Here is a 16,112-nt window from a genome sequence, read left to right on the forward strand (position 1 = left end):
GGGATAAATTAGTTATTAAAAGTTTGGTAACTTGACCAATCGAGGAAAATTTTAAATTGAGGACAAAGAATGATTGAATACAAAAATGTAGCCTTGCGCTACACAGAAAAAGATGTTTTGAGAGATGTCAATTTACGGATTGAGAATGGGGAGTTCATGGTTTTAGTTGGACCTTCTGGGTCTGGTAAGACGACCATGATCAAGATGATTAACCGTCTTTTGGAACCAACTGATGGAAATATATACATGGATGGTAAGCGCATCAAAGACTATGATGAGCGTGAGCTTCGTCTTTCTACTGGCTATGTTTTACAGGCCATTGCTCTGTTTCCCAATCTAACGGTTGCGGAAAATATTGCCCTCATTCCAGAAATGAAGGGCTGGACTAAGGAAGAAATTGCTCAGAAAACAGAAGAGCTTTTGGCTAAGGTTGGTTTACCGATAGATGAGTATGGGCATCGACTTCCGAGTGCATTATCTGGTGGAGAACAGCAACGGGTCGGCATTGTCCGTGCCATGATTGGTCAGCCTAAGATTTTGCTTATGGATGAACCTTTTTCAGCCTTGGATGCCATTTCGAGAAAACAGTTGCAGGTTTTGACGAAAGAATTGCATAAAGAGTTTGGGATGACAACGATTTTTGTGACCCATGATACGGATGAAGCTTTGAAATTAGGTGACCGTATTGCTGTCTTGCAGGACGGAGAGATTCGTCAGGTGGCGAACCCTGAGACCATTTTAAAAGCTCCTGCAACGGACTTTGTAGCAGATTTGTTTGGAGGTAGTGTTCATGACTAATTTGATATCAACTTTTCAGGATCGTTTTGGTGATTGGGTAACAGCTCTATCTCAACATTTGCAGTTGTCACTTTTAACCTTGTTACTAGCTATTTTTATTGCGATTCCCTTGGCTATTTATCTTCGCTATCATGAGAAGTTGGCGGACTGGGTCTTGCAGATTGCTGGGATTTTCCAGACCATCCCGTCTCTAGCCTTGTTGGGGCTCTTTATCCCCTTGATGGGAATTGGGACCTTGCCTGCTTTGACAGCTCTAGTGATCTATGCGATTTTCCCGATTTTACAAAATACCATCACTGGGCTAAAGGGAATTGATCCGAGTCTGCAAGAGGCTGGGATTGCCTTTGGGATGACCAGATGGGAGCGACTCAAGAAGTTTGAAATTCCACTTGCCATGCCTGTCATTATGTCTGGGATTCGGACGGCAGCGGTCTTGATTATCGGTACGGCGACCTTGGCGGCCTTGATTGGGGCAGGCGGACTGGGTTCCTTTATCCTTTTGGGAATTGATCGCAATAATACCAGTCTGATTTTGATTGGGGCCCTTTCTTCTGCAGTGCTGGCCATTGCCTTTAACTTCCTACTAAAAGTGATGGAAAAAGCAAAATTGCGGACGATTTTCTCTGGTTTTGCCTTGGTGACCATATTGCTCGGTCTGTCTTATAGTCCAGCCCTTTTGGCTCAAAAAGAGCAAGAAAACTTGGTGATTGCTGGGAAATTGGGACCAGAACCCGAAATTTTGGCCAATATGTATAAATTGCTGATTGAAGAAAATACCAGTATGACTGCGACTGTTAAGCCGAATTTTGGGAAAACAAGCTTCCTCTATGAAGCTCTGAAAAAAGGGGATATTGATATCTATCCTGAATTTACTGGTACGGTGACTGAAAGTTTGCTTCAGCCATCACCCAAGGTAGGTCATGAGCCAGATCAGGTTTATCAGGTGGCGCGTGATGGCATTGCCAAACAGGATCATCTGGCCTATCTAAAACCTATGTCTTATCAAAATACCTACGCTGTAGCTGTTCCGAAAAAGATTGCTCAAGAATATGGCTTGAAGACCATTTCGGACTTGAAAAAAGTGGAAGGACAGTTGAAGGCCGGTTTTACTCTCGAGTTTAATGACCGTGAAGATGGCAATAAGGGCTTGCAATCAATGTATGGTCTCAATCTCAACGTAGCGACCATGGAGCCAGCTCTTCGCTATCAGGCAATTCAGTCAGGCGATATTCAAATCACGGATGCCTATTCGACAGATGCAGAGTTGGCGCGTTATGATTTACAGGTCTTGGAGGATGACAAGCAACTCTTCCCACCTTATCAAGGGGCACCACTTATGAAAGAAGCTCTTCTCAAGAAACATCCTGAGTTGGAGACAGTTCTCAATAAACTAGCAGGTAAAATTACTGAAAGCCAGATGAGCCAGCTCAACTACCAGGTCGGTGTTGAAGGCAAGTCCGCAGAACAAGTAGCCAAGGAGTTTTTACAAGAACAAGGTTTGTTGAAGAAATAGCTTGAAAATGCTAAACTCAACTTGGTTAAACGACCATATAGAAAAATGCTCAGACAATCTTGTCTGGGCTTTTTTGATATTAGAGTTACTAAATGTCATTTAAAATGGAAAATAATACTCAATGAAAATCAAAGAGCAAACTAGGAAGCTAGCCGCAGGCTGTACTTGAGTACGGTAAGGCGACGCTGACGTAGTTTGAATTTGATTTTCGAAGAGTATAAGAGGAAATTTTCAGGATTTTCTAGATTTTTACTGTAAATACACTTGACTATTCACAAAATAGGTGTATAATGTGTTGTGAACTACTTAACAAATCAGGATTTCCAGCTCATGTCGACTAAGGATGGAAATCTTGTGTATAGACAGTTCAGTAGATATATAATAGAGCGTTGCGTCCGAAAGTCTATCCAGACACGGCTCTTTAAAAACAAAAGGAGAAGATTATGAAAACAGAACCGATTCATCGTACCAGTATGTGGAAATTTAAGTTAAGTGCTGCCACCATGACTTTGATTCCCGCTGCCGTGGGGATTAACTATGTTGCCAAAGCCTTGGCGGAGGGGTTAAAGTTGCCCGTTTGGCTGGGGTCTTTGGGAACCTTTCTTACCAGCATGTTGGCTGGGCCGGTTGCCGGTGCCATTAGTGGTTTCATCAACAACGTGATCTATGGGCTGACCTTATCGCCAATTTCAACCGTGTATGCGATTACCAGCATCGGAATTGGGATTGCTGTCGGAGTTTTGCACGCCAATGGGTGGTTCTCGTCAGCGCGACGAGTATTTGTTTCTGCTATTATTATTGCCATCGTTTCAGCTGTCATTTCAACGCCACTCAACGTCATCTTTTGGGGTGGTCAGACCGGTATCGCTTGGGGTGACTCATTGTTTGCGGTAATGGTCGCCAATCATGCACCAGTGTGGCTGGCCTCATTTATCGATGAGTTTGTCTTGGATATTTTGGATAAAGTCTGCGTGGCCTACCTGGCATTCTTCATCTATCGTCAGCTGCCGAAGCGGATGGTGCACTTCTTTAGCGATGATAAATGATGACTGATAAAACATTGATTTCTGGAGCGCCACGGGTCAAGCTCAAATGGTACCAGGTGATCGATCCGATTACTAAGCTCTTGTTCATCTTGGACATGACGTTGTTGAGCTTTGCCAGTATGAATTTATTGCTTCAGGCCGGATTAATTCTTGTCGCAACACTGCTATTGTTATTTTCCAAATTGAGTTCTACCACCTTTAAGGCGCTGGGATTCAGCCTGTTTCTGATTTGCACCATGCTGATCATCCAAGGGTTATTTTACAGTCGGAATCAAACTGTGCTGTTTTCTGTGCTTGGGGTGTCGTTCTACAAAGAGGGCCTGATTTACGCCACCACTCTGGGTTGTCGAGTATTGGTGATTATTTTGACCAGTGGCTTTTTTATGGTGACCACGAGTATTTCAGAAAACGCGGCCTATTTGGAACTGTCCGGATTGTCTTATAAAACCGTCTACGTTCTGATGTCGGTGTGTTATATTTTGCCGGAAATGATGCGCAATATGCGGAAAATCCAGCAGGCACAAAAAGTTCGCGGAACCAATCCGCAAAAAACGTTGATTCAGAAATTAAAGTCAGTCCTGCCGGTTCTAATTCCATTGGTGATTAAGACCTTGGATCAATCGATGACGCGGTCGATTTCTCTCCAACTGAGAGGTTTTGATAATCTCAACCGGACTGTCAGAACCTCCCAGCGCGTGTATAGCTTGTCGCGGACGCTGCACATTGGTCTGACTGGATTGGCAATTTTATTGATTGGGTGGAAGATATGGACGAAGATAAACGGATTGTAATTGAAAATTTGACCACCCGTTATCCGGGTACTGAGCAACCACAACTGCGTCAGATTAACGCGGAGGTTCATACCGGCCAGGTGGTTGGGATTATCGGGAATAGCCACTCCGGCAAATCGACTTTGTGCCGTGTGCTGGCAGGGGTCATTCCCAAAATTGTGTCTGCTGAGATTGAGGGCGATTGGCACATGTTTGGCCAGCGAGTGTCTGACAATTGGCCCGTTTATAATGCCATGAATGGAGTTGTACTGCAAAATCCAGCTGGCCAACTAAGCGGGTTGGCAGACACGGTTGCCGATGAAATCGCCTTTGACTTGATTAATCAGGGAATGGCTGAAGGACTGATTCAAAAACGGGTTGAAGAAGTTGCCACGCACATGGGGCTGATTGAACAGCTGAATTTGCGTCCCGAGAGCCTTTCCGGTGGTCAGATCCAGCGGTTGGCAATTGCCACGGCGATTGTGGCTAATCCGGCTGTTTTGATTATGGATGATCCGACCAGTGAGATGGATCCCCTTGGCCGCCGGCAATTTTTCCAATGGCTGGCCCAAGTCAAAGAGACGACTGTCTTCATTGTCACCAGTGAAATTGACGATTTGTGCGAAGTCGCCGACGTTGTGTGGGTGCTGCACGAGGGTCAAATGGTAGCCCAGGGCAGGCCGGGTGAGGTGTTTAATCATTTGGCAGCTGACTGGCAGATTCCAGCCCCGACAATCCAGCAACTTGCTCAAAAAATGGATTGGCACTTGGCTGATGGCCGGTATCCGGTGAATTACGCTGATCTGAAGGAGGTTCGTTATGTCCACAATTGAACTGAGCCACCTGACGTTCACTTATCCGGAACGGTCCTTTAGCTTGGATGTTGAAGGCAAACATTTCGCCGATCCGATGGTGGCGATTGTCGGCCAAAATGGTGCCGGCAAATCAACGCTCTTCAAATTGTTGACGGGTTTGCTGACACCACAAACCGGTGTGATTAAGATCGATGGAGAAAATTTTAATGATCTTAAACCAGTCGAAAAGTTACTGAAGGTTGGGATTACTTTTCAGAATCCTGACGATCAGCTTTTCAACCCGACCGTTCAACGAGAGGTGGAGTGGAATGTCGCGCAGGTCATGGATGACCACGATACGATTACGAGGCGGGCTTTAGCGGCTCTAAAAAGAGTTGGCTTGGATGATAAAACAGCTGAAAGTCCATATGACCTGTCATTGTCGGAACGCAAGCTGTTGAGCGTTGCCACAGTTTTGGCAGTGGATCCGGCGATTTATTTATTTGATGAGCCGATGATGTCGCTTGATTGGGAAAGCCGGCGCAAGTTGACCGCAATTTTCCATCAGTTGGCTGATTCGGGCCACCAAGTTGTGACCATCACCCATGACATGGATTGGGTCGCCGCCGAGTTTGAGTCGGTGTATGTTATGGAACACGGGAAGTTTGGCTTCGCCGGCAGTCCACGGGAATTGTTCAGCAATCACGAACTTGTCCAGCGAGTGGGATTACTACCACCGCGGATTATGGACATAGCGGAGTCGCTGGGTGATTCACAGACATATTTATCGGTTAATGATTATTGCCAGCAAAATCGAGATGTATAGAAAAAGTCACCTCTGCGGGTTTTCCAGGTTGAAGGATTAACTTCAGCTTCTGGCAAGAACTCACATGGGTGACTTTTGTGTTTAATAACGTTTCATGATCATCGGGTGCTTCCTCAGATCACTCGGTTTGATTTTACTTTGTTTCATGGTCATAATCATATACCATTTCTTTTGGATTTTTTGTTTGACTAATACAAAATAGGTCTTCATAGGTCTTCGCATTTTTAGCGCCCATTAGGATCATCAGTATAATTTTCTGAATTAGGAGACTGTCCCATCACTATTCGAACTTCGTCTCCCAACTTACGCTGTTCCCATTCATCCGTGAATCCTTTAAATCGCAATTCTGGAACTTTCTTTTTAACTGAATCATCTATTTTCGCCATAGTCCCCACCATTTTATTGGTTTTTCTTGTTCTTCTATCCTTTTTTGATCTTTGATTTGTTCCTGTAAATTTTCCAACTTCTCTTTAAGAGCGTTCACTTCATCTTTATATTGATTGTCTAAGTGTTTGAATTCTGTTTCCTGTGAGGGCATTTTGAGGGCTTTTAAGTTATCATTTTCCGCCTTGTATTCTTCTAGCAACTTTTTATCTTGCAAGGCTAATCGTTGTTACTGGTCTAACAAATTAGTTAGTTTTTCTATTTGTTGGTCTTTGCTACTTATTTGTTGGTCTTTGGTATTTGATTTGCTACTACTTTCTACTTTACCTAAAATTATTTTTTCTGCTTTAGAATTTATTAGATTAGACCCATTGGAACTTTTAAGCTGTAATTCTTTTGGTAACCTTTGGTAGTGATATTGAATATTTTGTTTTGTAACACTCAACTCATCCGCCAGCTCTTTGATCGTTTTTAAGTCTTCACTCATGGTTTAAGTCCTGCCTTTTAACCGTTGGTAGATATTGTTCAATGGCTTTTTTGAGGTAGCGTGCGATATTATGCTTAGAATATTCTTCACGTCTGCTGGCAACATAAGACAAGTGGTCTTTGACACTATTTAGCCCTCTTAATTCTTTCAGTTCGTCATAGAGGGGGTAAACATGGACTTGCAATCCTGCCATGATTTTTGTATCTTGCATTTCAAACGGACTTAGCAACATATTTTCTAGCAATAGCGTGGTGTACTTGCTTTTCATTGCTTCAATAGCTAGCTTATCTTCGGTTTCTGCTTTGCGTGCTTTATCTTCTTGATAGGCGGTATCTTCTAACTTATAGCTGTTATCGTCTGCTCGATGTTTCTTTCGTAACCAGATATCCAATGTTAAACCGTCCGCATCAATCGCTTGATAGAGATAATGCCAACGCCCCTTAATTTTGATATAGGTTTCATCCATTTTCCACGAATAGAAGGACTGTTTATTTTTCTTTTTCCAGAGATGATAGAGGATTTTACTGTATTCTTGAACCCACCGATAAATCGTAGTGTGGCAAACATTTATTCCACGGTCATAAAGCAATTCCTGAACTTCACGATAGCTCAGATTGTAACGTAGGTAATAACCAACAGCGACAATGATGACGTCTTGTTGGAATTGTTTGCCTTTAAAATGATTCATCTCTCAAGCCTTACTAACCTTTTTTCTGCTCTTTGAGAAGCTGAAGGTCGTGCTAGTAACTACCTATTTGGTTTGATTAATTCCATCATTTATCTGGTGCTTGCCCTTCAAAAAGGCTTCTATGGTGAGGTTTTAACAACTCTCTATTTTACAATTATGCAGCCAATTGGTCTCTTGGTTTGGATCTATCAAGCCCAGTTTAAGAAAGAACAACAAGAGTTTGTCGCACGTAAACTAGACGGCAAGGGTTGGACAAAGTATCTTTCTATTAGTGTTCTTTGGTGGTTGGCCTTTGGGTTTATTTATCAGTCTATCGGAGCTAATCGTCCCTATCGTGATTCTATCACCGATGCAACCAATGGGGTTGGGCAAATCCTCATGACAGCTGTTTACCGTGAACAATGGATATTCTGGGCAGCTACCAATGTCTTTTCTATCTATCTCTGGTGGGGAGAAAGCCTGCAAATTCAAGGGAAATACCTGATTTACCTGATCAATAGTCTAGTTGGGTGGTATCAGTGGAGCAAGGCAGCAAAGAGTGTTTAAAAAGTAAAAAAGGATCGGATGATCCTTTTTTATGTTAGAGCAAAATGAATAATACCGTAATGATAATAGCGCTCGTTATACGAACGATGTGGTGCGATATATGTTGGTTTTCTTGCTGTCGCCCGTTCCAGTAGGCACCATAGCAGACAATACTCGCACCCACAATCCATAGAAGAATGGTTGCAAGTGGGACGAAGTAAAAGATGGCTAGAGCTAGTGAGGTGAGACAGCTTCCCACCAAGATACACATATTTCCTCGACAGTAGTTTTTTTCTTTCATGGCTGCGAAAGCAGCAGCAAGGTGAAGTAATGAGAATGCGAGAGCTAGTACGATTGTTAGTATTCCTAGAATCATCGAAGTTAACATAGTTTGTTCCTTTCTGAGTTTCAGGCTTAGTTATCAAGTGGAGTTGTAGAGGTCATCTCTATTACATCAAGGTAAAATCTCACCACTTGGTTTTCGGTATAAGATTTTCCTTGTTTTAGCCACCAAGTTAGGGTCTCGATAAAGTTCGTTACAACAAAATGCTGAAGGTAGGAGGCCGGAATGTTTGGATAGGCCTCTTGCAAGTCATCCGCCACCATGGGATAAACGTGGTGTTCGAGTTCCTTGTGTAGTTGGCGGAGGAAGTAGTCGTTTTTGGAAAAAAGGAGGCTGGTGACATGGTCTTGGTTTTTTTGAAAATGTAAAAAGATATGTGCCAGGTAGTCCTCGGTCGTAAAGTGTCCTTCCCTTTCAAAGAGATGATGAAAGAGGTAGCGACAGAGCTCATCTAAAAGGAGTTCCTTACTCTCGTAGTGACAGTAAAAAGTAGAACGTCCAACATCTGCTAGGTCAATGATATCCTGAACAGTAGTGGCATCATAGCCCTTATCGTTCAAAAGTTGTAAAAAAGCTTGATAGATGGCTTTTTTCGTCTTGCTGACTCGACGGTCTCTTTTTGGCATATAGACACTTGAGACAAACTGTTCAGAACTGAACAGGACTGACAGTTTGCTTCTATCCTTTCTTTGGATTTTATTAGATAATACAAATGAAAGAAGTATGTATATACCCATTATACCAAAGGAGGGAGAGAAATGAGTTCTAAAACATCTATCTGGTTAGCTTTTTTCTTAAATTTAAGCTATGCGATTGTTGAGTTTATCGCAGGAGGAATCTTTGGTTCGAGTGCTGTTCTTGCTGATTCTGTTCATGACCTGGGGGATGCTATAGCCATTGGCATCTCAGCCCTTTTAGAAACAATTTCAAACCGTGAAGAAGATAGACAGTATACCTTGGGTTACAAACGTTTTAGTCTTTTAGGGGCCATGCTAACGGCTGTGATTCTTATGATAGGGTCTGTCCTAGTGATTTTGGAAAATATCACGAAGATTGCTCATCCGCAACCCGTTAATGAGAAAGGTATCCTCTGGCTGGGAATCATTGCAGTAGCTATCAATGTGCTAGCAAGTCTGGTAGTTCGTAAAGGAAAGACAAAGAACGAGTCTATTCTTAGCTTGCATTTTTTGGAAGACACCCTTGGTTGGCTGGCTGTCATTCTAATGGCGATTATCCTCCGATTTACAGATTGGTATATCCTCGATCCACTCTTATCGCTTGTTATTTCCATCTTTATTCTGTCGAAAGCCATTCCTCGCTTTTGGAGCGCACTAAAAATTTTCCTAGATGCTGTGCCAGAAGGGGTCGAGACTGCTAAGCTAGAGAAAAAGTTAGCAAGGTTAACTAATGTTAAAAGTGTTAATCAACTCAGTATTTGGTCCATGGATGGTCTGGAAAATGACGCCATTGTTCACCTCTGTATCGAGGACTGGGAGCAGATGATGGAAACTAAAGAAGCAGTGCGTCAATTTTTAGAAGAAAGAGGCGTGCAGAATATCACTATTGAAGTGGATAGCAGTCAAAGCAATCATGCGCAACATAGGCGGAAGGTGAGAACCATAGAGCAGAAGCATGGGCATCATCATTAGAAAAACGACCTCTTGTTGAGGTCGTTTTAATATCTTATTCATTTCTCGTACTTTCTCTCAGAGTCAGTCTGGTTCCCAGCATGGTCAGGCTAGGAATTTTTCGTCCATGAAGGACTTCTTTATTAAGAATATCCATACCTGCTCGGCCCATTTCCTCGGTATAGACAGTGATGCTTGAAAGAGGAGGATAGACCTGCTTGGTCAGGCTAGTGTCGTTGAAAGAAATGAGGCTGACGCGGTCTGGTAGGCTAATTCCAGCTTCTTGAAGGGCACGGAGGGCACCGATGGCTAAACTATCGCTGGCAGCGAAAAAGGCTGGTGGGAGTTGGTCTCCTAAGCTCTGAATGGCCTCCTTCATCAAGTCATAGCCAGACTGGGCGGTAAAGCTTCCCTGAAAGACTAGTTCTTCATGGTAGATTCCCTTCGCTTGACTGTAGTTTCTGAAGTTTTCTAGCCGCTTATCCTCAATGATTTCTTTTTGGTCGGTTGTTTCCTCAAGACCTGTTAGAATGCCAATCCGATCCAGTTCCTGACTGAGGAAATGGTCTACAACTTGTTTTACAGCAGTGTAAAAATCAGTGATAATACAGGTATGACCTAATGAGAGGGTATCGCTGTCTATAAAGACTAAAGGTTTTTGGTATTCTTCAAAGGCAGAGATCTGTGATCGGCTGAACTTTCCGATGCAGAGAATGCCAATCACTTCCTCACTCAGTGTAAAAGGATGGTCATTAAAATAGCGCAAGATATCATAGTCCAACTCTTGGGCTCTTTTTTCAATACCGAGACGAATCTGGTAGTAGTAGAGGTCGTCTAGCTCCCCCTGCTCGCTGACCCATTGGATAATGGCAATTTTCTGCTTGGGCTTGTGGGATTCGCCTGTCTTGAGGTGCTTGGTATAGCCCAACTCTTCAGCGACAGTTAAAATACGGTGTCTGGTTTCTTCGGTGACAGATAAGCTCTGGTCGCGATTGAGGACACGAGATACGGTTGCGATAGAGACAGAGGCTAGCTGTGCAATGTCTTTTAAGGTAGCCATAAATCTTCCTCCTTTTAGGTTAGTATATCATATTTTTCTTCTTTTTACCGATTGTTTAGTAAAACTTTAGTAAAAAGGATTGACCTTGGTAAAAGTCTTGGATACAATAGAAGAAAACGATTACACGTTAAGGTGGCTTAACGGACAGTCAAAGGAGAATTCATATGACACAACATCTTACTGCTGAAGCCCTTCGTAAAGACTTTCTTGCCGTTTTTGGTCAAGAAGCAGACCAAACCTTCTTTTCACCAGGTCGCATCAATTTGATTGGTGAACACACGGACTACAATGGCGGGCACGTTTTTCCAGCTGCTATTTCCTTGGGAACATACGGTGCAGCTCGCAAGCGTGACGACCAAGTCTTGCGTTTCTACTCAGCTAACTTTGAGGACAAAGGTATCATCGAAGTGCCTCTTGCTGATCTCAAGTTTGAAAAAGAGCACAGCTGGACCAATTATCCAAAAGGAGTTCTTTATTTCTTGCAAGAAGCTGGGCACGTGATTGACAAAGGTTTTGATTTTTATGTTTATGGGAATATCCCAAATGGTTCTGGCTTGTCTTCTTCAGCATCATTGGAACTCTTGACAGGGGTCGTGGCAGAGCATCTCTTTGATTTAAAACTAGACCGTTTGGATTTGGTTAAAATCGGAAAACAAACAGAAAATAACTTTATCGGAGTCAACTCTGGTATCATGGACCAGTTTGCTATCGGTATGGGGGCTGACCAACGTGCTATTTACCTAGATACCAACACCTTGGAGTACGACTTGGTGCCACTTGATTTGAAGGACAATGTTGTTGTTATTATGAATACCAATAAACGCCGTGAACTGGCGGACTCTAAATACAATGAACGCCGTGCTGAGTGTGAAAAAGCAGTGGAAGAATTGCAAGTTGCCTTGGATATTCAGACCTTGGGTGAATTGGATGAGTGGGCCTTTGACCAATATAGCTATCTGATTAAAGACGAAAATCGTTTAAAACGTGCTCGCCATGCTGTGCTTGAAAACCAACGTACCCTTAAAGCTCAAACAGCTCTTCAAGCAGGTGATTTGGAAACATTTGGTCGCTTGATGAATGCTTCTCACGTCTCTCTAGAACATGACTATGAAGTAACTGGTTTGGAATTGGACACACTTGTTCACACAGCTTGGGATCAAGAAGGTGTTCTCGGTGCTCGTATGACAGGAGCAGGTTTTGGTGGCTGTGCCATTGCCTTGGTGCAAAAAGACGCCGTTGAGGCCTTTAAGGAAGCTGTAGGCAAGCACTACGAGGAAGTCGTTGGATACGCTCCAAGTTTCTATATCGCTGAAGTTGCAGGTGGCACTCGCGTCCTTGACTAGTTAAAAGGAGGCTCTATCGTGACCTTAGTAGATAAATTTGTAACACACGTTATTGCTGAAAGTTCATTTGAGGAAATGGATCGAATCTACCTGACCAATCGTGTTTTGGCACGAGTAGGCGAAGGTGTTTTGGAAGTTGAGACCAATCTGGATAAAGTGATTGACCTCAAAGACCAGTTGGTTGAGGAAGCGGTTCGATTAGAGACGATTGAGGATAGTCAGGCTGCGCGTGAAATCCTCGGTGCTGAACTAATGGACTTGGTAACGCCTTGTCCAAGTCAGGTCAATCGTGACTTCTGGGCAACCTATGCCCAATCTCCCGAACAGGCAATTGCGGACTTCTACCAACTTAGCCAGAAAAATGACTACATCAAACTCAAGGCCATTGCAAAAAATATTGCTTATCGTGTTCCATCTGACTACGGAGAACTTGAGATTACCATCAACCTCTCTAAGCCTGAAAAGGATCCAAAGGAGATTGTAGCAGCCAAGTTGGCGCAAGCTAGCCATTATCCCCAGTGTCAGCTTTGTCTAGAGAACGAAGGCTATCATGGTCGAATTAACCATCCAGCTCGCAGCAATCACCGCATTATCCGTTTTGAAATGGCGGGTCAGGAGTGGGGCTTCCAGTATTCGCCCTATGCTTATTTTAATGAGCACTGTATCTTCTTAGACGGCCAGCATCGTCCCATGGCCATTAGTCGTCAGAGCTTTGAGCGTCTGCTGGCGATCGTAGAGCAATTTCCGGGATATTTTGCGGGTTCGAATGCCGACCTGCCGATTGTGGGAGGTTCTATTCTCACTCATGATCACTATCAAGGAGGCCGTCACGTATTTCCTATGGAATTGGCTCCCTTGCAAAAGCCTTTCCGATTTGCTGGATTTGAGCAGGTCAAGGCTGGGATTGTCAAGTGGCCAATGTCAGTGCTACGTTTGAACTCGGATTCTAAAGAGGATTTGATCAACTTGGCTGATAAGATTTTACAGGAATGGCGTCAGTATTCAGATCCTGAAGTGCAGATTTTAGCAGAAACAGATGGGACACCGCATCACACCATCACACCCATTGCGCGTAAACGCGATGGACAGTTTGAGTTGGACTTGGTTTTACGGGACAATCAAACTTCAGCAGAGCATCCTGATGGCATCTATCATCCCCACAAGGATGTCCAACATATCAAGAAGGAAAATATCGGCTTGATTGAGGTCATGGGCTTGGCTATTCTTCCACCTCGTTTGAAGGCAGAAGTGGAGCAAGTTGCCAGCTACCTCGTGGGAGAAGGGGTTACAGTTGCCGAATATCATCAGGAATGGGCAGACCAGCTCAAAGCCCAACATCTGGACCTAGCAGATAAAGAAAAAGCCCTTGAAATCGTCAAGGACTCTGTGGGTGACATCTTTGCACGTGTTCTGGAGGACGCGGGGGTTTACAAGCAGACGAAACAAGGACAGGCAGCCTTTATGCGCTTTGTAGAACAGGTCGGAATTTTGCCAGACTAGGAGCTTTCTCCTTGCATAGTCCTATAAAAAGTAGTATCATAGGGTCGTTTGAAATATCAGGAGGAAACGATGAAAGATTTTCATTTTGACGCTATATCTGCCTTTGAAAATTACGAAATTGAACAAATGAGAGATGGTCACGTTGTGGTGACGACGAAAATAGTGGACTCGTCGCTCAACTACTATGGCAATGCCCATGGAGGCTATCTCTTCACCCTTTGTGATCAGATTAGTGGTTTGGTGGTTATCTCGCTGGGGCTAGATGGAGTGACGCTTCAGTCCTCTATCAACTACCTCAAGGCAGGAAAACTAGATGATGTACTGACCATTAAAGGAGAATGTGTCCATCATGGACGCACAACCTGTGTAGTGGATGTGGATATCACCAATCAAGAAGGCAGAAATGTCTGCAAAGCAACCTTTACCATGTTTGTCACAGGCCAGCGGTCTGAAAAAAGACAGGTAAGGATATAGAGAAACAAAAAAGAGGTGTGAGCCTCTTTTTCTTATTTCTTTTTCCGATTTAATACGGCATTGAGTACAATGGCAAGTAGGCTGGCTACGACGATTCCGTTTGAGAAGAACATTTGGAAGGCTGTCGGCATGCTGACAAAGAGATTACTGTTATTGAGTCCGACACCTGCAGCGATTGATACAGCTGCGATAAGGAAGTTGTGTTCATTGTTAGCAAAGTCAACGCGGGCGAGGATTTGCATCCCTTGAAGGGAAACAAAACCAAACATCACCAGCATGGCCCCTCCAAGGACAGGGCTTGGAATGGTTTGGGCGAGCGCGCCAAACTTAGGAAGGAGTCCAAGGAGGACTAGGAAACCAGCTGCGTAGTAGATTGGCAGACGGGTCTTGATACCTGATAATTTGACCAAACCAACGTTTTGTGAAAATCCTGTGTAAGGGAAGGTGTTAAAGATTCCTCCGAGAAGTACGGCCAGACCTTCTGCACGGTAACCGTTGCGCAGGCGCGTGCTGTCGATTGGGTCATTGGTAATATCAGACAAGGCTAGGTAAACACCAGTCGACTCAACCATAGACACCGTTGCAATGATACACATCATGACGATGGATGAGATTTCAAAAGTCGGTACACCAAAGTAGAGGGGAGTTGGAACATGGACAAGCGGTGCTGCCGCAACAGGGGAGAAATCAACCAAGCCCATGGTAGCAGCAATGGCAGTTCCAACAACCAGACCAATCAAAATGGAGATAGACTTGATAAATCCTTTGGTAAAGATATTGATCAAGAGAATAATCAGAACTGTAATAGCAGCAAGCAAGAGACTTTGACCAGTTGGCTCTGGAACGTTATTTCCCATATTTCCAATAGCGACAGGAATCAAGGTTAAACCAATCGTGGTAATAACAGAACCTGTTACGATAGATGGGAAGAGATTGGCCACTTTTGAGAAAATACCTGAAATCAGAACCACATAAATTCCTGATGCGATAAGGGCACCAAACATAGCCCCACTACCATGACTTTGCCCAATCATAATCAAGGGAGCGACCGATTGGAAAGCAACACCGAGAACGACTGGGAGTCCAATACCAAAGTATTTGTTGAGTTGGAGTTGAAGGAAGGTTGCCACTCCACACATGAAGATATCTGTAGAAATTAGGTAAGTCAACTGTTCAGCTGAATAGCCAAGAGCTGTCGCAATCATAATAGGAACTAGGATAGATCCTGAGTACATGGCGAGTAAGTGCTGCAAGCCAAGAACGGCTGCTTGCGAGTGTTTTTCTTGTTGTTGCATTAGAGATCTGCCTCCTTAAATACGACCTGACCGTTTTCAAAACGTTCCAAACGAGCGAGTGATAGAACTGGATAGCCAGCTTTCTCGAGCAAGTCACGACCATCTTGGAAGGATTTTTCAATCACGATACCGATCGCTTCGACTTTTGCTCCGGCTTGTTCGATGATGTGGATCAAGCCTTTGGCAGCTTGGCCATTAGCAAGGAAATCGTCAATAATCAAGACCTTGTCCTCTGGTGAGAGGAATTTTCCAGCGATAGAAACGGTGCTGGTCACCTGCTTGGTAAAGGAGTAGACTTGGGCAGTTAAGATGCCTTCGTTCATAGTGATGTTTTTAGCTTTCTTGGCGAAAATCATGGGGACATCTAAGGCTTCAGCTGTAAAAACAGCTGGGGCAATGCCTGACGCTTCAATGGTCACGACCTTAGTAATGCCAGCAGTAGCGAATTTTTCCGCAAAAACCTTACCAATCTCTCGCATCAAGCTAAAGTCAACTTGGTGGGTTAAAAAGGAATCCACCTTGAGGATGTTATCACCCAAGATATGCCCATCATTGAGGATGCGCTCTTCTAATAATTTCATAAGACCTCCTAAAGTCTAAAAGCCAATAAATTTCCTTGTTTCAGATTTCTATCCAGT

General features: G+C 43.7%; 19 protein-coding genes and 1 pseudogene. 11 read left to right on the forward strand and 9 right to left on the reverse strand.

What is annotated here, in order from left to right; genetic code table 11:
- The first annotated feature begins 69 nt into the window (after positions 1 to 69).
- The 6 genes from I2H52_RS00145 (at position 70) to I2H52_RS00170 (ending at position 5,747) form a co-directional block, all read left to right on the forward strand.
- On the forward strand, positions 70 to 798 hold the full coding sequence (locus I2H52_RS00145; RefSeq protein WP_125328199.1) for an ABC transporter ATP-binding protein: 729 nt from the start codon (positions 70 to 72) through the stop codon (positions 796 to 798).
- Entirely contained in the window at positions 791 to 2,311 is a 1,521-nt protein-coding gene (locus I2H52_RS00150) for an ABC transporter permease/substrate-binding protein (RefSeq protein WP_195593592.1), read from the forward strand. Before I2H52_RS00145 ends, I2H52_RS00150 begins: the two co-directional genes overlap by 8 nt.
- A gap of 443 nt (positions 2,312 to 2,754) precedes the next feature.
- Positions 2,755 to 3,357 carry a hypothetical protein gene (locus I2H52_RS00155; RefSeq protein ID WP_000846126.1) on the forward strand — a complete coding sequence of 201 codons (603 nt, stop codon included), beginning with the start codon at positions 2,755 to 2,757 and terminating at the stop codon, positions 3,355 to 3,357.
- Entirely contained in the window at positions 3,357 to 4,148 is a 792-nt protein-coding gene (locus tag I2H52_RS00160; RefSeq protein WP_195593594.1) for an energy-coupling factor transporter transmembrane component T, read from the forward strand. Before I2H52_RS00155 ends, I2H52_RS00160 begins: the two co-directional genes overlap by 1 nt.
- The gene (locus tag I2H52_RS00165; protein WP_195593596.1) at positions 4,124 to 4,960 is read left to right on the forward strand and encodes an ABC transporter ATP-binding protein; all 837 of its coding nucleotides are present in this window, start codon (positions 4,124 to 4,126) and stop codon (positions 4,958 to 4,960) included. The genes I2H52_RS00160 and I2H52_RS00165 overlap by 25 nt, the downstream gene beginning before the upstream one ends.
- On the forward strand, positions 4,947 to 5,747 hold the full coding sequence (locus I2H52_RS00170; protein WP_195593598.1) for an energy-coupling factor ABC transporter ATP-binding protein: 801 nt from the start codon (positions 4,947 to 4,949) through the stop codon (positions 5,745 to 5,747). Before I2H52_RS00165 ends, I2H52_RS00170 begins: the two co-directional genes overlap by 14 nt.
- A 224-nt stretch (positions 5,748 to 5,971) precedes the next feature.
- Here I2H52_RS00170 and I2H52_RS00175 read toward each other — a convergent pair whose 3' ends face one another.
- The 4 genes from I2H52_RS00175 to I2H52_RS09775 are packed head-to-tail and all read right to left on the reverse strand — an operon-like array spanning position 5,972 to position 7,306.
- Complete coding sequence (locus I2H52_RS00175; RefSeq protein ID WP_001062367.1) at positions 5,972 to 6,133, reverse strand: hypothetical protein; 162 nt, start codon at positions 6,131 to 6,133, stop codon at positions 5,972 to 5,974.
- Positions 6,121 to 6,348 carry a hypothetical protein gene (locus tag I2H52_RS00180; protein ID WP_001152920.1) on the reverse strand — a complete coding sequence of 76 codons (228 nt, stop codon included), beginning with the start codon at positions 6,346 to 6,348 and terminating at the stop codon, positions 6,121 to 6,123. Before I2H52_RS00180 ends, I2H52_RS00175 begins: the two co-directional genes overlap by 13 nt.
- A 12-nt stretch (positions 6,349 to 6,360) precedes the next feature.
- Positions 6,361 to 6,618: a plasmid replication protein gene (locus I2H52_RS00185; protein ID WP_001287840.1), complete on the reverse strand. Its 258-nt coding sequence runs from the start codon at positions 6,616 to 6,618 to the stop codon at positions 6,361 to 6,363.
- The gene (locus I2H52_RS09775; RefSeq protein WP_195593600.1) at positions 6,611 to 7,306 is read right to left on the reverse strand and encodes an IS6 family transposase; all 696 of its coding nucleotides are present in this window, start codon (positions 7,304 to 7,306) and stop codon (positions 6,611 to 6,613) included. Before I2H52_RS09775 ends, I2H52_RS00185 begins: the two co-directional genes overlap by 8 nt.
- A 39-nt stretch (positions 7,307 to 7,345) precedes the next feature.
- On the opposite strand from I2H52_RS09775, the pseudogene pnuC reads away from it, so the two are divergent.
- Positions 7,346 to 7,852 (forward strand): annotated as a pseudogene (pnuC, locus tag I2H52_RS00195) (nicotinamide riboside transporter PnuC); the annotation flags it as partial.
- 34 nt (positions 7,853 to 7,886) lie between these two features.
- Here the strand turns inward: pnuC and I2H52_RS00200 are convergent.
- Positions 7,887 to 8,219 (reverse strand): glucuronide permease, encoded by a 333-nt coding sequence (locus I2H52_RS00200; protein WP_195593602.1) that lies wholly within the window; start codon positions 8,217 to 8,219, stop codon positions 7,887 to 7,889.
- 26 nt (positions 8,220 to 8,245) lie between these two features.
- Entirely contained in the window at positions 8,246 to 8,800 is a 555-nt protein-coding gene (locus I2H52_RS00205) for a TetR/AcrR family transcriptional regulator (protein ID WP_195593604.1), read from the reverse strand.
- Positions 8,801 to 8,932: 132 nt separating this feature from the next.
- On the opposite strand from I2H52_RS00205, the gene I2H52_RS00210 reads away from it, so the two are divergent.
- A complete protein-coding gene (locus I2H52_RS00210; protein ID WP_195593606.1) occupies positions 8,933 to 9,823 on the forward strand; it encodes a cation diffusion facilitator family transporter in 891 nt (296 codons plus the stop codon).
- Between the two features lie 34 nt (positions 9,824 to 9,857).
- Here the strand turns inward: I2H52_RS00210 and galR are convergent, their stop codons facing one another.
- Complete coding sequence (galR, locus tag I2H52_RS00215; RefSeq protein WP_195593608.1) at positions 9,858 to 10,862, reverse strand: DNA-binding transcriptional regulator GalR; 1,005 nt, start codon at positions 10,860 to 10,862, stop codon at positions 9,858 to 9,860.
- A gap of 164 nt (positions 10,863 to 11,026) precedes the next feature.
- On the opposite strand from galR, the gene I2H52_RS00220 reads away from it, so the two are divergent.
- The 3 genes from I2H52_RS00220 (at position 11,027) to I2H52_RS00230 (ending at position 14,179) form a co-directional block, all read left to right on the forward strand.
- Entirely contained in the window at positions 11,027 to 12,205 is a 1,179-nt protein-coding gene (locus tag I2H52_RS00220) for a galactokinase (protein WP_195593610.1), read from the forward strand.
- 18 nt (positions 12,206 to 12,223) lie between these two features.
- Entirely contained in the window at positions 12,224 to 13,705 is a 1,482-nt protein-coding gene (locus tag I2H52_RS00225) for a UDP-glucose--hexose-1-phosphate uridylyltransferase (protein ID WP_195593612.1), read from the forward strand.
- A 69-nt stretch (positions 13,706 to 13,774) separates the two neighbouring features.
- A complete protein-coding gene (locus I2H52_RS00230; RefSeq protein ID WP_049538104.1) occupies positions 13,775 to 14,179 on the forward strand; it encodes a PaaI family thioesterase in 405 nt (134 codons plus the stop codon).
- Positions 14,180 to 14,211: 32 nt separating this feature from the next.
- Here I2H52_RS00230 and I2H52_RS00235 read toward each other — a convergent pair whose 3' ends face one another.
- Together I2H52_RS00235 and I2H52_RS00240 are read right to left on the reverse strand one after the other, a co-directional pair.
- On the reverse strand, positions 14,212 to 15,474 hold the full coding sequence (locus tag I2H52_RS00235) for a nucleobase:cation symporter-2 family protein (protein WP_195593614.1): 1,263 nt from the start codon (positions 15,472 to 15,474) through the stop codon (positions 14,212 to 14,214).
- A complete protein-coding gene (locus I2H52_RS00240; protein ID WP_195593616.1) occupies positions 15,474 to 16,055 on the reverse strand; it encodes a xanthine phosphoribosyltransferase in 582 nt (193 codons plus the stop codon). The genes I2H52_RS00235 and I2H52_RS00240 overlap by 1 nt, the downstream gene beginning before the upstream one ends.
- Positions 16,056 to 16,112 lie beyond the last annotated feature (57 nt).

It is taken from the genome of Streptococcus oralis (assembly GCF_015561235.1).
GTDB classification, from domain to species: domain Bacteria; phylum Bacillota; class Bacilli; order Lactobacillales; family Streptococcaceae; genus Streptococcus; species Streptococcus oralis_BK.

Bases quoted from the DNA above. Each gene is read 5' to 3' on its own strand.
- I2H52_RS00235 (WP_195593614.1), bottom strand. From the start codon at position 15,474: ATGCAACAACAAGAAAAACACTCGCAAGCAGCCGTTCTTGGCTTGCAG.
- galR (WP_195593608.1), bottom strand. From the start codon at position 10,862: ATGGCTACCTTAAAAGACATTGCACAGCTAGCCTCTGTCTCTATCGCA.
- I2H52_RS00230 (WP_049538104.1), top strand. From the start codon at position 13,775: ATGAAAGATTTTCATTTTGACGCTATATCTGCCTTTGAAAATTACGAA.
- I2H52_RS00175 (WP_001062367.1), bottom strand. From the start codon at position 6,133: ATGGCGAAAATAGATGATTCAGTTAAAAAGAAAGTTCCAGAATTGCGA.
- I2H52_RS00205 (WP_195593604.1), bottom strand. From the start codon at position 8,800: ATGCCAAAAAGAGACCGTCGAGTCAGCAAGACGAAAAAAGCCATCTAT.
- I2H52_RS00150 (WP_195593592.1), top strand. From the start codon at position 791: ATGACTAATTTGATATCAACTTTTCAGGATCGTTTTGGTGATTGGGTA.
- I2H52_RS00165 (WP_195593596.1), top strand. From the start codon at position 4,124: ATGGACGAAGATAAACGGATTGTAATTGAAAATTTGACCACCCGTTAT.
- I2H52_RS00155 (WP_000846126.1), top strand. From the start codon at position 2,755: ATGAAAACAGAACCGATTCATCGTACCAGTATGTGGAAATTTAAGTTA.
- I2H52_RS00145 (WP_125328199.1), top strand. From the start codon at position 70: ATGATTGAATACAAAAATGTAGCCTTGCGCTACACAGAAAAAGATGTT.
- I2H52_RS00185 (WP_001287840.1), bottom strand. From the start codon at position 6,618: ATGAGTGAAGACTTAAAAACGATCAAAGAGCTGGCGGATGAGTTGAGT.
- I2H52_RS00220 (WP_195593610.1), top strand. From the start codon at position 11,027: ATGACACAACATCTTACTGCTGAAGCCCTTCGTAAAGACTTTCTTGCC.
- I2H52_RS00200 (WP_195593602.1), bottom strand. From the start codon at position 8,219: ATGTTAACTTCGATGATTCTAGGAATACTAACAATCGTACTAGCTCTC.
- I2H52_RS00160 (WP_195593594.1), top strand. From the start codon at position 3,357: ATGACTGATAAAACATTGATTTCTGGAGCGCCACGGGTCAAGCTCAAA.
- I2H52_RS00210 (WP_195593606.1), top strand. From the start codon at position 8,933: ATGAGTTCTAAAACATCTATCTGGTTAGCTTTTTTCTTAAATTTAAGC.
- I2H52_RS00170 (WP_195593598.1), top strand. From the start codon at position 4,947: ATGTCCACAATTGAACTGAGCCACCTGACGTTCACTTATCCGGAACGG.
- I2H52_RS09775 (WP_195593600.1), bottom strand. From the start codon at position 7,306: ATGAATCATTTTAAAGGCAAACAATTCCAACAAGACGTCATCATTGTC.
- I2H52_RS00240 (WP_195593616.1), bottom strand. From the start codon at position 16,055: ATGAAATTATTAGAAGAGCGCATCCTCAATGATGGGCATATCTTGGGT.